Source organism: Alkalibacter mobilis (assembly GCF_015594845.1).
GTDB lineage: Bacteria > Bacillota > Clostridia > Eubacteriales > Alkalibacteraceae > Alkalibacter > Alkalibacter mobilis.
On sequence record NZ_JADNRK010000004.1, the window covers coordinates 1 to 18896 of the forward strand.

Sequence of the window (18896 nt, forward strand, 5' to 3'; positions counted from 1 at the left end):
TTGTTATCAGCTATTTTCTTACATTCTTCCATTAAATCACCGTCTCCTAACAAAAGTAAGACAGCATTATTTTCTTTATTAGCATTTTTAAAAGCATTAATGATAGTTATAGGATCCTTTCTTTTAATCAGGCTTCCTACAGCAGTTAGAATAACTTTGTCAATTGGCAAAGCAAGGGATTCTCTTAGATTGATTTTGCTTTCTTTTTTATCTAGTGGTGCATACTTTATGGTATCCACACCATTTTGTACTACAAACAATTCCTGAGGTAATATTTTCGAGTACATTTCTTTAAGTGATTTTGAACAACATATTACATATTCACATTTTTGCATCGCTTTAATGCTGCTTTTTGCTGCTTTTTTCCCAATAAAATTACCATACTTAGCAACATAATCGTCAAAAGCATAATTTCTAATAGTCATACAATGTTTAGATTCAACTTTCAACTTCGAAACTGCAATATCTGCTCTCACTCCTGTTGTATGAACAATATCAGGATTATACGCACTAATGTATTGTTTTAAAAGTGTTTTTCCTTTTAATTGAAATTGAACCCTAGATAAGTTAAGAGAATCCAATTCAATATTAGCAGCGACAAAATCATCTCTTCTATTGTTTGATGGATCTGGCGATAAAGTTAAAACCTTGGCCTCAAATTTCTTCTTATCCAAATTACTTATTTTCCCTAGCAGTTGATTTGTTGGTCCACTACTCCTTAATGTTGAAACAATATACAATACTTTAATCTTACCCATTATGGCAACCACCTTTTTATTTGCTGATTTTAACGTAATATAGTTCCCTTTTCCCTTCAAACACAGAATCGAAGCAAACTTCATCTCCTGTTCGATTCCATCTTGGGTGCAAATCGCACCTCAAATCATTATCGTATTTGAAAGGAGCAAAAACTCTTGCTACCGTTCGTATTTTGTTTTGCTCAATGACATAAACTGAAGCCACTCTCGATCTATTAGGATACGTATCTGTGACAACCATACTACCATCCGGAGAATAACTAGGATGTCCATCAGATATTAACTCTGGCCACATTTGGGTATACTCATTTGTCTTATCTTTCATCAGATAATAGCCATTCCCCGTTTCTTTCTTTCGGGCATAAGCTAATACTTCTTTATCAGACTTCCAATAACAGTGCGAAGTCATATTATCATCACTCAAATCGAACAGCTCATCGCCTGCAATATTAGCTGTCACCAGTCTTGTGAACTTCTTCGTACCGTTGAACCATCTATGCAGAACCATGAATCGATCACCTGATGGATTCAACATTATATGATTGACTTTATGTTCAGCTCCATCCATCTCTGTCCTAGGTTCAAAGTTTGCAAAGTCTGTATATTTTAAAACTGGTTTAGTTTCATTAGTTTCAAGATTAATGTGCCATATACAAGGCTCATTCGGCAGTTTCTCATTGGCTGTTTTCTCTGACAAGTTCGAATACCCATAACCTTTTCTAAGTCTATGTAGCCTTGAAAAATCGAGTGTTAGAGCAAACTTTCCATCGCTTGAAACGATATAAACCGGCATGTCAATTACTCTTTCTTCTCTTGATTTGATATTCAAAATTACTGAGCAATATTCCCCATCTCGAAAATCATTAAATATGATCCTCTCTGAGTAATCTGGACCTAACCATTGAAGCATACACCCTTGCTGAACATTCCAAGTGTTGGTTTTAGAAATTACTTCAAATGAATTATTATTAGTAGTATCTATAAGAATGATATCTGCGGGTTCTTCAGGCGCGACAGATTTGGTTGTATCCTTAACTCTTAAACAAAGCATGTATCGATTAGAAGCATCCCAAGGGGATTTATCATAATAACCGAAGAAGTATTCATAATCATCTTGAGGTGTAATTCTAATGATTTCTCCTTCAGACTTTATTTTAGGAGATATTGCATACATTGAAACTTGATAAGCTCGTTTAACAACTTTTTTTATTATAGGAAATTTCATTAATGCTGCATTTATTCTACCTTCTAACTTTCGTAGCATATTTGCACCTCTCGAATCGTAAAATATTTTAAATCTTATTGTTTCTCAAATATTTGTTAGAAATCTTCTTAAGCAGCCCCATAGGAGCTAAAAACATTACGAGTTGTCCTGTAGTAACAAAAGCCAGATCACTTAAACTACAATGACCTCTCTTCCATATTTCATACTGCACATCGATATAGCTCTTACAATATGACCAGCTTTTTCTACGTTTAAAGTTATCCTCATTTGATCTAAACAATAGCAAAGATTGATTAATATTCTGGGCATAACACCCATTATTAATCATCCGAGAAAACAGATCCAGGTCTTGTTTTCTCCTCATCTTTCCATATCCGCCACATCTTATCACTTCAGTTTTTTTATACATAACTGTTGGATGATTAAATGGACTTCGACGCTTCATAAATTTATATATAGCATCATTTGTAGTTGGTACAACTCTAGACGAAATTATATTATCAGGTTTATCATAAAACTCATCAATCATTGTGCCTACGATACAAAGTTCAGGATTTTTATTGAATTGATCAATTTGTAACTCGCATCTATTCGGCAATGAGATGTCATCAGTGTCCATTCTTGCTACTAAATTATTTTTACTATGTTTTAGGCCTTCATCTAATGCTCGTCCTAATCCAACGTTCTTTTTAAGTGGAACAATATTAAACAAGCCTGGATACTTGCATTTATACATATCTATTACTTCTTCTAATTCTTTTGTCAACTCACCATCTTTAACAATCACAATTTCGTCTGGCATGAGCGTTTGATTCACCATACTCTCTAAGCTTTGAACAAAGTATTCTGGCTTTTCTTTTATATATATTGACATTAATACACTATACTTTGTATCCATTAATCTACACTCTCCGTCAACTCGATAGATTCTTTAAAGTTTCTTATTCTGTAGTTTACTTCATCGTACTCACTCATAGACTTTTCATACACTAAGTTCCCGAACACCTTGATTACAATTTCCATTCCAAACATCAATTTTAAAATCGGATTAAAAATCCTAGTCATTATAATCTTCTTCCCATGAACTTCAGCAATAGTTTTTACAAGTTCACTGGTCTTTACATACTCTGCATTCTGTGGAAAGAATACTCCTGATTCTTCGTAATCGATTATAACTTTGATGAATTCACAAAGATTATCTATATGAAGCATGCTTCTCTTATTATCAATATCAGGGAACACCGGTATCTTCTTGGCTAATTTTGCAAGCCTTGGATAGTTTCCCTTGGATCCTTTACCGTAAATCATAGGTGGCCTTAGCACCACAATCTTAAAATCATCTGTCTCTAAATGCTTGATGCCTTCCTCTGCTTGCAGCTTACTATTCCCATAGAAGTTACTAGGTGTAGGAATTGTATTTCTATCAATGATTCTTTCTCTACTGCTACTTTCACCATAAACAATGATACTGCTCATAAAAACGAACTGTTTGACACCTTCAGCCTTGGCCTTTTCAGCAGTTTCGATCGTTAAGTCTCTATTTACTTTATAGTAAAGCACTTCCATTTTGGGATCAGATGAAACATGAGCAATCCCAGCAACGTGAAATACAACATCATAACCTGAAAAATCCTTCTCTTTCCATGACCCGTCTTTCATATCAAAGGTATCTACTTTATATTTATCAGGTTCTCTCATAAGCCAATTCTCAAGAGATGTACCTATATAGCTGTTTTCGCCTGTTATTAGTACTTGTTTCATCAATTCACCTCGTAGTAAAATCCAAGAATAGAAAATAGCCAGGAAAAGATTCTTTAATCCTCTTTGTCCTTTGTCATCTTTGCAATAACTCCAGTTCCACCTTCTATAACTCCTTTACTTTTAAGAACAGCAGTAAAGGTCCCAATAAAGCATATAAAATCAAACCTGAGACTTCTTTTTTTTGCATAATCTCCATCTAACTTAGCTTTTATTTCTATAGGCAATTCATCCCTACCGTTAATCTGAGCCCAACCTGTAAGGCCAACGGGCACATCGTTTGCTCCGTATTTATCTCTTTCTTCGATAAGATCATACTGGTTCCAAAGAGCCGGTCTCGGCCCAATAATGCTCATTTCACCTCTTAAAATATTAAATATCTGGGGCAACTCATCGAGGCTGGTCTTTCTTAGGAACTTGCCCATCTTAGTGATCCACTGATCTGGATTCTCTAAAAGATGCGTGGGTGTATCCTTGGGAGTATCTATTCTCATAGTTCTAAACTTTAAAATATTGAAATGACTCTTGTGGATCCCTATTCTTTTCTGTTTAAAATAGACAGGCCCTTTTGAGTCAAGCTTAATTGCGATGATTAGGATAGCAAATATCGGGGATAGGATAATTAGGCCGATCGCCGATAGTAATATGTCAATTAATCTTTTAACTTTCATGTACATATGTGAACCCTCCGAATTTGTAATCTATTTGGTCTGTAAGTCGGCTGGCAAGTAAGTTTAAAAGTTTTTTCTTTCCTCTTGCCACTTTCATATTATTTAAACAAAACTAGCCTTGGAACTGAGGCAACCCAAATTTCCAAGGATATCAAAATTTACATCTTATTCAATTGCGAACTCCAACTCTATATGGTAGAAGGTAATAAAATTCATATTTAAGACAACCTCGGTGCTGCAGTACTATGCAATAATATTTGCAGCAAGAATTTACGGCGGTATTTATTCAAGTATAAACACATGCCCGACGAAATACTTGGTATTCACGTCAAATAATTTTACCATAAGTAAATAAAATTGTACATAAAATAGGGGAAATATAATCTTTAATACAGCCTGTTTCCGATTACATTTTCAAAGTCTTAACAACCTTGCATTGATTGATACGATCACGGTGCTAAGTGACATCAAGACAGCCCCTACTGCAGGGCTTATCATTATGCCCTGGTTGTACAGCACACCTGCTGCCAGAGGCAGAGCAATTGCATTATAGGCAGTAGCCCAAATAAGGTTTTGAACCATTTTTTTGTAAGTCGCTTTTGAGAGTTGAATCAAACTGACTACATCCATTGGATCGCTTTTAACTAGAATAACATCTGCAGTTTCAATGGCAACATCAGTACCTGCTCCTATGGCTATACCAAGGTCTGCCTTGGCAAGAGACGGAGCATCGTTGACGCCGTCACCTGTCATGGCAACTATCTCTCCACTATTTTTTATTTCATCAATCTTTGAAGATTTCTCTTCAGGCAGCACCTCTGCTATATAGTCATCTATTCCTAAAGTTTTTGCAACTTCACGGGCAACGCTTTCATTGTCCCCTGTAAGGATCACTGATTTTATGTCCATGGTTTTAAGAGTTTTTATAGCTTCTTTGGAAGATTCTCTTATGACGTCTGAAAGAGCTACATATCCAATAAGTTTTCTCTCTTCCAAGATAAATACTACTGTCTTTCCTTCACCTGCCAGTCTTTTATAGTCTTCTTTGTCGTATTCTATATTTTTTTCATCTAAATACCCTGGGCTTACTGCCATCATTTCCTTGTTTTCAAGTGTTGCTCGTAAACCTTTGCCGGTGAGATTTTGGTAATCTTCCACTTCAATAGATTTGATCCCCATTTTTTCAGCTTCATCTATGATGCCCTTTGCTATGGGATGTTCAGAGTTTTTTTCTATGGAGTAAGCTATTTGCAGCAGATCTTCCTTGCTAATATCCAAAGGGATCATATCGCTGACACCAAATCTTCCTTCTGTCAGGGTACCGGTCTTGTCAAATACTACAGTGCTTAACTTTCTTGCATTTTCAAATGCAGACCTGTTTCTAATTAAAAGTCCTCTCTTGGCGGCGATCCCTGTGGACATTGAAGTCACTAAGGGTATGGCAAGGCCTAATGCATGGGGACAGGATATTACTATTACCGTAACTGCCCTCTCAACGGCAAAGTTCAAATCCCCCCCGATAATCATCCAAGCAATAAATGTTATTGTTCCTGCGGAAACTGCTATATAGAACAGCCATTTTGCTGCCTTGTCAGCCAGTCTCTGGGTGTTTGACTTAGATTTTTGGGCATCTTCAACCAATTTTATCACCTGAGACAGGAACGTATCATCACCGGTCTTTTCTACGGAAAAAGTCAAAACTCCTTCACCGTTAATGGAACCTCCAACAAGGTCATCGTCTACATTTTTCTCTACAGGAACAGATTCTCCGCTTATCATGGATTCATCTACCGATGAACTTCCCTTGGCTATTATTCCGTCAATTGGTATTTTTTCTCCCGGTTTAACTAAAACCAGATCCCCTTTCTTAAGTTCCTCTACAGGCACTTCTACAACTTCGTCATTTTCCTTTACCAGATGAGCCATATCCGGCATTAGTTTTATAAGTTCATCAAGAGCCCTTGATGCTCCCATAACAGATCTCATCTCTATCCAGTGACCAAGAAGCATTACCACGATAAGAGTAGCAAGCTCCCAGAAGAAATCGTTGCCTTTAAGAACAAAAATGGTAAGTGTGCTGTAAAAATAAGCAACCAATATAGCAAAAGCTATAAGAGTCATCATTGCTGGTTCTTTCTTTTTAAGTTCATCGACCGATCCCGTTAAAAAGGGTTTTCCCCCATAGATCAGAAGAATGGTGGACAGTCCAAAAAGAATGTAGGAGTCTCCGACAAATCTCCAATCTACACCTAAGAACATCTGGATCATGGGCGAAAGGATCAAAATTGGAACTGTTATTACCAATGATACAAAGAATCTCTTCTTAAAATCTTCCACCATCATCTCATGGTGGGAACCTCCTTGGTGATTATTGTGTTGTTCATGCTGCATATGGTCATGTTCTCCGTGCTCGTGCTGCTCGAGTTTCTCATGTTGCATATGATCATCGTGTTTCTCGTGATCGTGATTTTCCATTGTATAACCTCCTGAAATATTCCGCGCCTAAATTCACTGCTTACATTTTTGTATACCCATAGCCAAGAATATTATGCGGATTATTTCGGATGGCGAAATAAATAAAATCTTCATTTTCCACATACGGAAAATGAAGATCTCTATCTTTTCAAAGCTTTGATTATATATTTGAATTCTTCTTTTTTTCTAAAAATTATTAAGAAAAATAGATTTGGTATGACTGCAGTTATCACTGCCTTAAGCGCAAATTCCATTAAGGAACCGCCATTTGCGAGCCGACTTGCCAAGTAAGTAACATATCCGATGCCGAAAGCCAGGGCACTTCTTAAGACATACGTCTTAAAGTAATGGTATATCTTGTCATTAAAGCCGTACTTGTATAAAACATACGGTTCCACCCAAAATGAAGTGGTCAGGGTACTGATGGTGGTACCTATCAATACTCCAGCCACTCCGAAGTTTATGGCTAGAAATATTGATGCACTCAGGTTGATCACCGCTTCGATGAGTGGCTTGTACCTGTCTTGGTAGTAAAGGCCCAAGGCATCTTTAAAGGTAAGCACGCCTGTCCGCATGCCTTTAAGGTAGAAGTTCAGTGAAATCAAAAACACTATGGGCATTTCAAATAGATATTCTTCTCCAAGCCACAGCTCTATGAAAGGATTAAATAGAATAAACAGCGCTATGGAAGAAAACCCAAAGATCCAAAATCCGAAAAAGTCTACTGACTTAAATACACTTATCAACCTTTTCTTATCTTCACTGACTCCAAGATTACCTACACTGGCGATCAATGACTGGAATATGAGCTTGTACACCATGGTCAAAGAGGCTGTTATCATCAGGTAGTTTGAATATAGTCCTACTGAAATCAAACTTACGAACTTGGACATCAAAAGGTTGTCCGTCCCAGTAACTGCTATGGTGCCTATACGGTGAAAGAACAGAGCCTTTATATTTTTTACTATGGTTTTTTTATCATCTGCTTCCAGCTTTTCCCCATTATATTTTTTTAAATACGGATACAGCTTGTTTGCCTTAAGGGTAATTAAATAATTTTCAGCAAAAGATCCTACAATTCTTACAGTTAAAAACAGGATGTAATTTTTGGTCAAAACTAAAACCACTATTTGAATCAAGTGGATCAGTATCAAAGATACGAAGTGGTAAAAGGAATCGATGTACTTCTTCTGGTCTGCAATTACAAGGGATCTCTTGTAAGAGAAAAAATACGAAGTTGCAGAGTTTGCTACAAACATGATGTATATCAAATTGATATTCGGAATGTCCGGCATGTCCTTGATGAAAAAGTCCAAAAATGGGGTAAGGGCCAAACCGGCAACAAACATCCAGATGCCTACGGTTATGTATACATTTCTAAATATCCTCATCAAGGCTTTTAGCCGGTACTCTTGATTTTTTGCCAAAGGTTCGTACAGGCTGTAAATAATGGCAGTGCCAACGCCAAGTTCCGCCAGGGAAAGAATGGAAAGCACATTTGTGAACAGTCCATTAAGTCCAAGGTACTCGGCACTTAAATATCTGACAAATACAGTTCTTGAAACAAAGCTAAGGAGCAGGCTTATCATCTGCCCACCAAGAGAAAATTTTACGTTTTTGATGCTGTTTTCTATCCTGGACATAACCTGCTCCTTTCCCTCATTTTAAATACTTAGATATCATTTAAATCATCTGCGAATTTTTCGAAGTTGATGTTTGCATCAAACTCTTTTTCCCACTTGCTTCGGGATTTTTCTCTCATAAAAGCAATGGAATCCTTATCCATGTTGCCGATCTTCATTATGGCTTTTGCCACTTCTTCCGGGGTGGAGTCTGCTTCCAACAAAAATCCATTTCCACATATAGTCTCTGGGATACCCCCTGCATTTGTCCCTATGATCGGTATTCCATATGACATGGCAGCTTGTATAGATACAGGACAACCACCCTCAGTGGAGGAAGTGGTTATAAAACTATCTACCGGAGTTGTTTGATAAAATTCGTGTATCACGGAATTATTCACGTGGCCTTTAAATTCATATTTTATGTTTTGTTTATTTGACAAAAGTTCCGTTGCCAGTTTTTCTAAATTTTCTCTTGCGCTGCCGTCTCCAAAGTGGATCCAGTTTAGGCTAAAGTCCTCTATCATGGACAGAGCCCATATAATCAGATCGATCCTCTTGAGTGGAATCATGTTTGAACAACTGACCATGGTAAATGTATGTGGCTTTTCTATGGGATTTATTTTCCCCTCATTGATGATCCCCAATTTTGCTACAGTGTATTTTTTGCCATCAGTTTTTTTGTGATTTGACAGGTAGTAACCCTTGCCATAATCTGAAACAAAATATATTCTGTCTATTTTTTTGTCTATCAGTTCTCTGAAGGGCTGTCTGCCATAAATATTTCTGAAGTCGTAAAGATCATATCCGTGAGTCCTTGCAACTACCTTGCAGTTTGACAAATTTAAACCTTTGGCAAGTACCGACAACAACTTGTAATTCATCCAGTAAAAATACAGGATGCACTCAGAATTCTTATTTATAATACCACTAGCAAACAAATACTTTCTAAAATCCAGGCCTTTTGCATAAAAAAGAAATATGTCCTTTAATCTTTTTGATACAAGTTTTTTAGTCTTTAAGATCCTTAAAGCTTCTTTCCAAAATTCCAAATCCGTGATCATTTGAGGAATATATTTTAAAGCTTGATAGCTTTTTTTAAATGGAGAATACCTGTGCACTATAACACTTGGGTTTAACTCTTTTGTCTTTTCTTCTGTTACGTTGGAAGCTATAATGGTCAAGTCGAAGCGGCTTTCAAGAAAGGGTATCTCATCGATGATAAATTCCTCTCCTCTTCCGAAGGGATAATTGTCCGTAATCAGAATCAATTTATTTTTCATTTACATCTCCTCTTATGACTCATTTTACAACAAGGAATCCTCTATGGATTTTACCCTGTGCTCCCACAAATGCTTTGATGCAAGTGCACTTATCGTTTGTTTTTTTAAACTTTCCAGTTTGTCCCTATCATCGTACAACTTGATTATTGCATCTGCCATTGAGTCTGGATCGGCCTCTACCACGACTCCTATATTATTTTCATTTATGATCCTTGCCATTTCCGTACAATCTGTAGAAACAACGGGAAGACCATAAGACATATATTCAAACAGTTTGACAGATACGGCCAAATCATTATACTCACTTCGCTTTAAGGGTATCACAGCCAAATCTGATTTGTTGTATACATCAGCCAGTTCGTCACCCTTTGCACTGATTATACTAAGCCACTTTTCTTTCCTGTAATCCTTGAGAAAATCACTTTCTCGCTCTCTGCAAACCAGGTTCAAGTTGATTTCGGCGCCTTTATCGTTGATGATTTTAAACGCCTCAAGCAATATGCCGGTTCCGTATCTTTCACTTACTCCACCAACGTAGACTACAGATCTCTTAAGTTCTTTTGGAGGCAAGTCTATTTTTTCTCCTCCGGGGGGCAAAGCTGCTTTGGAGCTAAAATCAAAGTAACCAGCCATTGTCTCACTTGGAAAAAATATGGTGTCAGATATTTTTGTAAATACAAACCAATCCAGCTTGTATCTAAATAGAAGCATCCACTTTTTAAAGCCCTTCTTTGGAAAGAGATCTGGAAATTTGTAATACATATCCCGATAAAACAGCCCTATGGGGATATTCTTTTTGTTGATGTCATAAAACATAAAATAGTCCAAGGGATGTACTGGATAAGTTGAAGGTTCTATGTAACAGTAATCTGCATTATTGAGTTCACCGTTTTTCTTGTATTCGAGGTAGCTTTTTCGCCTGGATTTTAGGTTCCCTTGAATCAGGATCACTTCATAGCCAAGGGAAATAAACGTTTTATAAATTTTATACGGCCTGACTGAAGAACCGCTAGCAAGATTCTCAAAATCGGCATAGGTTATAAATATCACCTTCATGGATTACCCCTTATCTTAAGTATTTCCTTTACAGACATCAAATCCTCTTTTCTACCGTATGCCAAACCGGCAATCATCATCATCATGGCCATAAGTTGAAATGAGTGGTACAAGCCTGCAGTTATCATAAAGAATACTGAACCGATGATCAACGAAATGTATAATCTTCCCGGGTAGGTATTGGACAAATGACCCCACCTTTTCTTTATTGATACTGCAAATATTGCTATGAGGTATGTGGTTCCCAACACCCCGTACCTTCTAAGCAAAAATATCCATTCATTGTCAGGTGAGTATTTGAACTCCACCGCCTTCCCGGGACCGATGCCGAGGATTGGATGCTCTTTTATGTAGCTAATATTCTCCTGCCAGTTGTTTATCCTGTTTACCCAAGAAGTCTGCTTCGTAAAATCAGCCATTTGCTTGACCCTCCAAGTAAGATCATCTGGAAGTATGAAAAGTGCCAGTGTGAATACCACAAGAGAGATCATTATGATCCCTATAAAAATGGCAATTCTTTTTACTATCCTGACTTTCTTTCTCTCCATCCTGCCTCTAAGCATAAGAGCCGTCAAAATGACAAAGGCTATTATAAAAAAGACAAACCCTGTTCTGGATTTTGTCATAAGAAGCACTATGAAGTTGAGGACCATCCCAACGATGTATTTGTTGTTTCTAAACTTTAAATACAACATGTAGGACAAATTTGTGGCTACCGCCATCATGAAGGAATAAACATTTGGATTGTCGGAGAGTCCTACCACCCTGGGTGATGGATAATCGTTGATAAGTGTTATGGAATGGGTGGGTGCTAAAATGGGAAGATACAATTCGTTTATTCCAAAGGGATCAAAATACTGGGTAACTGCTACTACCGCTGTAATAATAAAATACAAATGCATGAACTTTAACACTCTGAACTTGGTCTCGTCATCTAAAGCTAAAGATGCAGTCAATGTAAATATACCGACGTAAATATATATTTTATACAACTCGAAGAAATCGTTAAAAATAATATCGTAGCCATTTAGATAACCGTTAAGTATGGAAACAAGTACGAAAACGGAAAAAAACAGCAATCCAACGGGAAAAATGGATTTATGGACTAACTGGTCTCTGCCTTTTACCAAACTGTACACAAGGTAAAGAGTCACCAAGACCAAAACCACCTGCTCCAATCTGATGCCTGGCAATCTACCGGGCTTTATGGTGGGGGTGAGTAGTATAAAAGCCGCTATCGCCGGCAGCATAATTTCCCTCACGTTTATTGTTTTGCTTTTCATAATTCACCTTCTTGTTTAATGAAGATTGATCAAATAATATCTTTGTATAATTCGATCAATCTTGAAGCAACGGCTTTTGAAGAAAATCTTTCATCGATTTCTTTAGCTATCTTGGATCTGTCGTAATCATTTGAATGAAACTTCATGAGCTCAAGTGCACTGACAAGGCCTTCAAAATCATCTGGCTCTATGAGGATCCCATTTTGTTCATTGACAAAATACTCGGGGCCGCCGCATCTGGTGGCAATGACCGGTACCCCAGAAGCCAGTGCCTCGATGTATGAAACTCCAAAAGTTTCAGACTTTGATGCAAGGGCAAATAGGTTTGCTCTTTGAAGGGCAGAGGCGATCTCGGATCTTTCCCTGATCCCTTTTAACTCTATCATGTTTTCCAGTCCAAGTTCCCTGGTGATCTTTAAAAGCTTATCCTTTTCCGGCCCATCTCCAAAGATAATCAGCTTGGCCTGTTTTTCACTACTAAAGACCTTTCCGAAAGCCCTTATAAGCATATCCATCTGCTTTTGAGGTATGAGATTTCCCGTTGAGACAACTGTAAACATATCTTCATTCTGGTTTTCTGAAACCTTGAATTCTTCAGTGTCTACTACATTTGAAATTATCAATGGATCGATCCCAAGGTGTTTTTTGATGGAATCGCCTATAGCCGGACTTACTGCAATAAGCCTGTCTGCTAAAGAGTAAGCTTCAATAGCTTCGTCTTTTACCGACCCGTCAACCACATCCATATTTAACTTGGAAGAGTGTTCGGTTATAACAAGGGGTATTTTTAGCTCTCTGCAAAGAGCTCCCGCGGATCTACTCATGTAATAAAAATGTGAATGTATAAGATCCGGAGTTCCTTCATGTTTTTGGATGTGCCTAAATAGTTTTTCAAAACCATATCTCCGTAGAAATCTGACCATAGTACCCGGTAGATTTCCACCAGGGATGTTAATGGTGTAAACTTTGATACCATCAATAACCTTCTTGCTTAACCCCCATTTGCGCCAATGCCTGATCGAACGAATGTCGACTGCTGCGTATATTACATCTACCCCCGCTTTATGCAGGGCCTTGGCTTGGTCGAATTCAAATATCCCGTAGGTTTTACTTTTATTGGTGGGTATTCCCCTTGCCAAGATCATGATCTTCATCAGCTTCACCCTAAATCAAATTTTTGTAAGCTCCAACCAGCTTTATCTCTTCCTTTTCCCAGTTGTAAATATCCCAAACGGCTTTTCTTCCATTCTGACCCATTTTCGCAGCTTTTTTAGGATCATTGATCAGTTTATCTATCGCTGTTATTATTTCTTCTACATTTGAAGGGTCCACACAAATGCCGCAATCGGATTTTTCTACTATGTTTCTCCAAAGCTCAAAATCCGAAGCTACAACCGGGATCCCTGCCGCCATATATTCAAACATCTTTATGGGATAGGAATTTACGTGGTTGGGTGTGGGAAGAAGCGTTACAAGGCCTAAAACCGACTGCGCTATGACATTTGACACACCTTTTCGGTCTAGAAAACCCAAATATTCTATCTGCGGATTTTCACTTAGGATCTCTTCTTTGATGCTATCCGGTACAAATTTGCCGCATATCTTGAGTGGGATACCCAGTTTTTTTGTAGCCTTTGATATCTCATATATGCCTCTAACCTTTGATATTGCACCAACGTAGCAGACTCCAACTTTGTTTTCGATCTGCTCAGGAATATTTCGGAATTCCTTGAGCATGGGGAAATTGCACAATTCTACAACATTTTCGTTGATATGGTTGAATCTTTTATATATATGCGGCGTTGGAACCACGATCATGTCAAATTTTTTGACTCTTTTGTTCTCATAAATCTCAAATACTTTTGAAACGGTCTTTCTTAATACGGGATGTATCCAGGTCTTTGCCATAATTTGTCTTGGAACATCTTCATGAGAATCGTATATGACTTTCTTGCCTGCCTTTTTGAGTTTGGTTCCAACTCCCAGAAGTTCAGGATCGTGAAGATGATAAACTTTCGCATCTATCAAAAGTGCTTTTTCAAGAATCTTTTTATGGGAAAGGATCATTCTCTCAAATCTGTTTTTGGGGCTAAAGCCAGTTGAAACAACATTTACTCCGTCTCTTGTTTCATCAGGCTGGCTGTCGTTTACCAGAAGAAACACCTCGTATCCTGCATTTGATAAGGATACACACTCCTTGTGAAATATCCTTATATCAAACCTGGGGTGTGCACTGGTAATGTGGCAAACTTTACGGTTCTTGTCATTTGAGTTTGAAGTCATATCAGTTGGACCTTGCTTCTTTCAAGATTTTTATTATATTAGTGCAAACCTTGTGGATATCACCTTCTGTAAGGTAGGGATGCATTGGGAGCGACAGGACTCTATCGCATAGAGTATTTGTCACTTCAAAATCATTTTCTTCAAAGGCATTTCCTTCAAAAGCTTCCTGCTTGTGCATTGGCTTTATGTAGTAAATCATGGTGGGGATGCCTTCATCTTTTAGTTTCTTTTGTAGATGATCCCGTTCGGATTTATCCTTTAGAATGATAGTATACTGGGCAAAACTGGAATAATATCCTTTGGGGATTTTTGGTGTTTTTACCCAATCACCCAGCATGTCATTGTAATTGCAATAGGCTCTATTTACATCCTCAAGCTCGTGATTTTCAAAAGCTTTCAACTTTACTTTTAGTATGGCCGCCTGCATGGTGTCAAGTCTTGAATTAAGACCGATACGCACGTTGTCATACTTGTTTTCACCTTTGCCGTGAACTTTGAGGGATTGCAATAGTTTTGCCAAATGGTCGTCATCAGTGAAAATAGCTCCCCCGTCGCCGTAACAACCCAGAGGTTTGGCAGGAAAAAATGACGTGGTTGCGGCATCGCCAAAACTGCAAGCCTTTTTTCCGTCTATGTTTCCTCCGAAACCTTGAGCGCCGTCTTCCAAAATAAGCATCTGATGTTTCTTTGCGATCTTTTCTATAGCCGGGTGGTCTGCCGGAAGTCCAAAAAGGTCTACAGGTATAATGACTCTTGGCTTAAGTTTGCCTTCTTTGATGGCATTTTGGATTGCCAATTCAAGTTTTTTAGGATCCATGTTGAAGGTATCTTCTTCCACGTCTACAAATATTGGAGTGGCACCACTATAGGCGACTACCTCACCCGTAGAAAAAAACGTAAAGTCAGGAACAAAAACTGCATCTCCTTCACCTATGCCCCAGGCCATGAGTGCAAGAGTCATGGCTTCTGTGCCGTTGGCGCAGGTTATGGCGTGTTTGGTGCCCACGTAGCGGGATAGTTCCATCTCCAGATCTGCGACTGGGCCTCCACCAATAAAGGTGCCCTTAGTCATTACATCTTGTACCGCTTGGTCTATTTCTGATTTATATCTATTGTATTGAGATTTTAGATCTCTGAATTCCACTGATATCACTCCCAAGAGTTAAATTTTAGGGTATTTGAGTAGATCCTTCGACAAGCTCAGGATGGCGTAGACTATGTTAAAAATCGTCATTCTGATCGAAGTGTAACGAAGAGAAGAATCTACTCATATGTCATTGTTTATGGAGATCCTTCACCTTCGTTCAGGATGACGTAAACATGGAGATCCTTCGACAAGCCAGGATGACGTAGACTATGTTAAAAATCGTCATTCTGACCAAAGTGTAACGAAGAGAAGAATCTACTCATATGTCATTGTTTATGGAGATCCTTCACCTTCGTTCAGGATGACGTAGACTATGTAGATCCTTCGACAGGCTCAGGATGACGTAGCATATCAGGACAAGGGCGGATGCTCAACCAGGTGGTCATCTTCCATATGGTATATCCTACCACAATCCGTGCACTCCAAGTCATCCCCTAAAGGCACTCCGCATTCGCATACCCAGCCGATCTGTCTTGCAGGCACACCCGCCATTAAAGCATGATCCTTCACATCGCCTGTCACCACAGCTCCGGCAGCTATCATGGCCCACCTGCCTATGGTATTGCCGCATACGATGGTTGCATTAGCTCCTATGGAAGCACCATACTTAACGAGTGTCGGCTTGTAACCTGCCACACCTTTAGGATACTTGCTTCTTGGTGTCAAATCATTGGTGAATACCATGGAAGGACCGCAGAAAACGTAGTCTTCCAAAGTCACACCCTGGTAAACGGAAACGTTGTTTTGGATCTTGACACCGTTTCCGATAACTACGTTGTCAGCGACATTTACATTTTGCCCCAAAGAACAGTTCTCCCCAATGAGCGCACCCTTTTGCACGTGGCAAAAGTGCCATATCTTTGTGCCTTCACCGATCTTGGATCCATCGTCTACATAACTGCTTTCATGTACGAAATAACTCATTTGTCGAACCTTCCCTTAAAATCCATAGTGGAGCATTTTTCAAGGGGAAGCTTGACGCTTTTTCCCTCTGCTGCTGATTTATATATGGCAAGGACAAGTTCAAGTGCTCTCTTCCCATCTTCTGCCGTTACATATGGCTGTCTGTCATTTTTTATGGCATCCATCACATCCGCATAAAGTGGGACGTGCCCGAACCCGTAAACATTGGGTGGATTTTCATGATATTTTGCCTTGACTTCGTTTGGATCATCCAATAGATCTGCAAACTGCCATTCTTCGATCAGATTTACCGATTGGCCTCCCGCTTTTACAGTTCCTTTCTCTCCAAATATATATAAGGTCTCTTCCAGGTTCTGAGGATAGATGTCCGTAGTCCCTTCGATTATTCCGTAGCTTCCATTGGCAAATCTAACCAAAGCGATACCCAAATCTTCTGCTTCTATATAATCATGGCTCAAATTGTCGGTCATTCCGACAACTTCAGTTATCTCATCTCCCATCATCCACCTGAGCAGATCGATGTTATGGATGCACTGGTTCATAAGGGCTCCTCCGTCTTGCTCCCAGGTTCCTCTCCACTTGGCTCTGGAATAATATTCGTAACCCCTGTTCCACCTTATGTGGGCGGTACCGTAAAAAAGCTTGCCAAATCTGTTTTTGTCGACTGCTTCCCTTATCTTTTGAACGGACTTGTTGAATCTGTTCTGATGACATGCACAAACTTTAACGTTTTTTTGTTTGGCTTTCTCGATAATTTTATCCGCTTCTTCTATAGAAAGGGTGATGGGCTTTTCGATTATCAGATTACATCCTTCCTCAATGCAGTCAAGTGCGATATTTCCGTGCAGACCACTTTCAGTGCAGATAGCCACAAGGTCGGGTTTTACTTCTTTTAGCATCGTTTTGTAGTCGGTATATTTTTTTGTCTCTTCTGATAATTCAAATTTGACGATCTTGTCATCCATATTCTCGATCACAATATCACAAAGGGCTGTGATCTCCAAACCGTTTTCCAAAGCTGCGGCGATATGGTTTGGTGAGATCCTTCCGCATCCGATAATAGCGTATTTTAAACTCAAAATGTACCCTCCTATAGAAGTTCTATATTCTCTTTTATTTCGACGTCTTTTGTCGCATTTTTTGTGTCAAATATCATTTTTGCGTGTCTTTGGACATATGCGTAATCTATGTTTGAATGATCTGTGGTGATAACTACCAAGTCGGTCTCTTCCAATAATTCTTTTGACAATACCTTTTCTCCTGTGTAAATGACTCCACGATCGTTGAATTGCGGCACATATGGATCGTGGTACTTAAGGATCGCACCCTCCTTTTCCAGTTCTCTGAAAACTCTGAGTGATGCACTCTCCCTGTAGTCTGCAATATCTTTTTTATAGGCGATCCCCAGCAAAAGGATCTTTGAACCGTTAAGCGGTTTTTTATATCTGTTGAGAATTTTGCTTGCTCGCTCAGCGCAATATTCCGGCATCCGGTCATTTACCATCATGGATGACTCTATCATAGATGTATGAAATCCAAATTCCCTTGCCTTCCAGGACAGGTAATATGGATCTAGCGGTATGCAGTGCCCTCCAAGACCGGGACCTGGATAGAAGGCTTGAAATCCGTAAGGTTTGGTCTTTGCTGCTTCAATGACTTCCCAAATGTCTATGCCCATTTTATTGCACAAGACGGCAAGTTCATTTACAAGTCCAATGTTTACGTTTCTGTATATGTTCTCGAGGATCTTCTCCATTTCCGCAACTGAAGGAGATGATACCCTGTGTATGGGAGCATTCAATATATTCTCATAGAGTAGCGCTGCTACTTCCGTGCAATTCTCAGTGACTCCCCCCACCACTTTCGGGGTATTTTTGGTTTTGTATGCTATATTTCCCGGATCTACTCTCTCGGGGGAAAAAGCCAGGTAAAAGTCGATGCCGCATTCAAGACCCGACTCTTCCAAAATCGGTTTTAGAAGCTCCTGTGTCGTGCCGGGATATGTTGTGGACTCCAGAATGATCATCATGTCCTTGTGCATATATGGAAGTATGCTCCTAGCAGATGATTCCACATAGCTGATGTCGGGTTGCTGATGCTTATCCAGCGGCGTCGGCACGCATATGCACACGCAGTCAGCGCCGGCAACTTTGGCAAAATCAGTTGTAGCGCTTAAGTAACCTGATACTACGATTTCTTTTAGATCCTCGTTGACCACATCTCCTATATAGTTTTCTCCATTATTGACCATTTCTACTTTTGACTCCTTTACATCAAACCCGATGGTCTTGAATCCTGCCTTGGCCTTTTCAACTGCCAGGGGCAGTCCCACGTATCCCAGACCTATGACTCCTAGAACCGCAGTTTTATTGATTATCTTTTCTTTGATGTTTCCCATCAGAAATGCCTCC

At 39.0% G+C, this 18896-nt stretch carries 16 protein-coding genes; all 16 read right to left on the reverse strand.

Annotation, left to right across the window (positions count from 1 at the left end):
* A partial coding sequence (locus IWB18_RS03090; protein WP_195682139.1) for a glycosyltransferase occupies nucleotides 1-758 on the reverse strand: 758 nt, incomplete at its 3' end.
* Nucleotides 759-774: 16 nt separating this feature from the next.
* Nucleotides 775-2022 (reverse strand): TolB-like translocation protein, encoded by a 1248-nt coding sequence (locus IWB18_RS03095; protein WP_195682140.1) that lies wholly within the window; start codon nucleotides 2020-2022, stop codon nucleotides 775-777.
* Between the two features lie 28 nt (nucleotides 2023-2050).
* Nucleotides 2051-2881, reverse strand: coding sequence for a glycosyltransferase family 2 protein (locus tag IWB18_RS03100; RefSeq protein WP_195682141.1), 831 nt, complete (start codon nucleotides 2879-2881; stop codon nucleotides 2051-2053).
* Nucleotides 2881-3744 (reverse strand): NAD-dependent epimerase/dehydratase family protein, encoded by an 864-nt coding sequence (locus tag IWB18_RS03105; RefSeq protein WP_195682142.1) that lies wholly within the window; start codon nucleotides 3742-3744, stop codon nucleotides 2881-2883. Before IWB18_RS03105 ends, IWB18_RS03100 begins: the two co-directional genes overlap by 1 nt.
* 53 nt (nucleotides 3745-3797) lie before the next feature.
* Nucleotides 3798-4418 carry a sugar transferase gene (locus IWB18_RS03110; protein ID WP_195682143.1) on the reverse strand — a complete coding sequence of 207 codons (621 nt, stop codon included), beginning with the start codon at nucleotides 4416-4418 and terminating at the stop codon, nucleotides 3798-3800.
* A 408-nt stretch (nucleotides 4419-4826) separates the two neighbouring features.
* The gene (locus tag IWB18_RS03115) at nucleotides 4827-6887 is read right to left on the reverse strand and encodes a copper-translocating P-type ATPase (RefSeq protein WP_195682144.1); all 2061 of its coding nucleotides are present in this window, start codon (nucleotides 6885-6887) and stop codon (nucleotides 4827-4829) included.
* A 140-nt stretch (nucleotides 6888-7027) separates the two neighbouring features.
* Nucleotides 7028-8530, reverse strand: a complete 1503-nt coding sequence (locus tag IWB18_RS03120) for a lipopolysaccharide biosynthesis protein (RefSeq protein ID WP_195682145.1) — start codon at nucleotides 8528-8530, stop codon at nucleotides 7028-7030.
* A 29-nt stretch (nucleotides 8531-8559) separates the two neighbouring features.
* Nucleotides 8560-9792 carry a glycosyltransferase gene (locus IWB18_RS03125; protein WP_195682146.1) on the reverse strand — a complete coding sequence of 411 codons (1233 nt, stop codon included), beginning with the start codon at nucleotides 9790-9792 and terminating at the stop codon, nucleotides 8560-8562.
* A gap of 24 nt (nucleotides 9793-9816) precedes the next feature.
* Nucleotides 9817-10848, reverse strand: coding sequence for a glycosyltransferase (locus tag IWB18_RS03130; RefSeq protein WP_195682147.1), 1032 nt, complete (start codon nucleotides 10846-10848; stop codon nucleotides 9817-9819).
* Nucleotides 10845-12131 (reverse strand): O-antigen ligase family protein, encoded by a 1287-nt coding sequence (locus IWB18_RS03135; RefSeq protein WP_195682148.1) that lies wholly within the window; start codon nucleotides 12129-12131, stop codon nucleotides 10845-10847. Before IWB18_RS03135 ends, IWB18_RS03130 begins: the two co-directional genes overlap by 4 nt.
* A gap of 29 nt (nucleotides 12132-12160) precedes the next feature.
* Nucleotides 12161-13285, reverse strand: coding sequence for a glycosyltransferase (locus IWB18_RS03140; RefSeq protein ID WP_195682149.1), 1125 nt, complete (start codon nucleotides 13283-13285; stop codon nucleotides 12161-12163).
* Nucleotides 13286-13295: 10 nt separating this feature from the next.
* The gene (locus tag IWB18_RS03145; RefSeq protein ID WP_195682150.1) at nucleotides 13296-14414 is read right to left on the reverse strand and encodes a glycosyltransferase family 4 protein; all 1119 of its coding nucleotides are present in this window, start codon (nucleotides 14412-14414) and stop codon (nucleotides 13296-13298) included.
* Nucleotide 14415: 1 nt separating this feature from the next.
* Nucleotides 14416-15558, reverse strand: a complete 1143-nt coding sequence (locus tag IWB18_RS03150; protein WP_195682151.1) for a DegT/DnrJ/EryC1/StrS family aminotransferase — start codon at nucleotides 15556-15558, stop codon at nucleotides 14416-14418.
* 354 nt (nucleotides 15559-15912) lie between these two features.
* Nucleotides 15913-16485: an N-acetyltransferase gene (locus tag IWB18_RS03155; protein WP_195682152.1), complete on the reverse strand. Its 573-nt coding sequence runs from the start codon at nucleotides 16483-16485 to the stop codon at nucleotides 15913-15915.
* Nucleotides 16482-17567 carry a Gfo/Idh/MocA family protein gene (locus IWB18_RS03160; RefSeq protein ID WP_456298275.1) on the reverse strand — a complete coding sequence of 362 codons (1086 nt, stop codon included), beginning with the start codon at nucleotides 17565-17567 and terminating at the stop codon, nucleotides 16482-16484. Before IWB18_RS03160 ends, IWB18_RS03155 begins: the two co-directional genes overlap by 4 nt.
* 8 nt (nucleotides 17568-17575) lie before the next feature.
* The gene (locus IWB18_RS03165) at nucleotides 17576-18883 is read right to left on the reverse strand and encodes a nucleotide sugar dehydrogenase (RefSeq protein ID WP_195682154.1); all 1308 of its coding nucleotides are present in this window, start codon (nucleotides 18881-18883) and stop codon (nucleotides 17576-17578) included.
* Between the last annotated feature and the right edge of the window lie 13 nt (nucleotides 18884-18896).

Coding starts and splice junctions, on each gene's coding strand:
- IWB18_RS03095 (WP_195682140.1), bottom strand. CDS start 2,022: ATGCTACGAAAGTTAGAAGGTAGAATAAATGCAGCATTAATGAAATTT.
- IWB18_RS03100 (WP_195682141.1), bottom strand. CDS start 2,881: ATGGATACAAAGTATAGTGTATTAATGTCAATATATATAAAAGAAAAG.
- IWB18_RS03105 (WP_195682142.1), bottom strand. CDS start 3,744: ATGAAACAAGTACTAATAACAGGCGAAAACAGCTATATAGGTACATCT.
- IWB18_RS03110 (WP_195682143.1), bottom strand. CDS start 4,418: ATGTACATGAAAGTTAAAAGATTAATTGACATATTACTATCGGCGATC.
- IWB18_RS03115 (WP_195682144.1), bottom strand. CDS start 6,887: ATGGAAAATCACGATCACGAGAAACACGATGATCATATGCAACATGAG.
- IWB18_RS03120 (WP_195682145.1), bottom strand. CDS start 8,530: ATGTCCAGGATAGAAAACAGCATCAAAAACGTAAAATTTTCTCTTGGT.
- IWB18_RS03125 (WP_195682146.1), bottom strand. CDS start 9,792: ATGAAAAATAAATTGATTCTGATTACGGACAATTATCCCTTCGGAAGA.
- IWB18_RS03130 (WP_195682147.1), bottom strand. CDS start 10,848: ATGAAGGTGATATTTATAACCTATGCCGATTTTGAGAATCTTGCTAGC.
- IWB18_RS03135 (WP_195682148.1), bottom strand. CDS start 12,131: ATGAAAAGCAAAACAATAAACGTGAGGGAAATTATGCTGCCGGCGATA.
- IWB18_RS03140 (WP_195682149.1), bottom strand. CDS start 13,285: ATGAAGATCATGATCTTGGCAAGGGGAATACCCACCAATAAAAGTAAA.
- IWB18_RS03145 (WP_195682150.1), bottom strand. CDS start 14,414: ATGACTTCAAACTCAAATGACAAGAACCGTAAAGTTTGCCACATTACC.
- IWB18_RS03155 (WP_195682152.1), bottom strand. CDS start 16,485: ATGAGTTATTTCGTACATGAAAGCAGTTATGTAGACGATGGATCCAAG.
- IWB18_RS03165 (WP_195682154.1), bottom strand. CDS start 18,883: ATGGGAAACATCAAAGAAAAGATAATCAATAAAACTGCGGTTCTAGGA.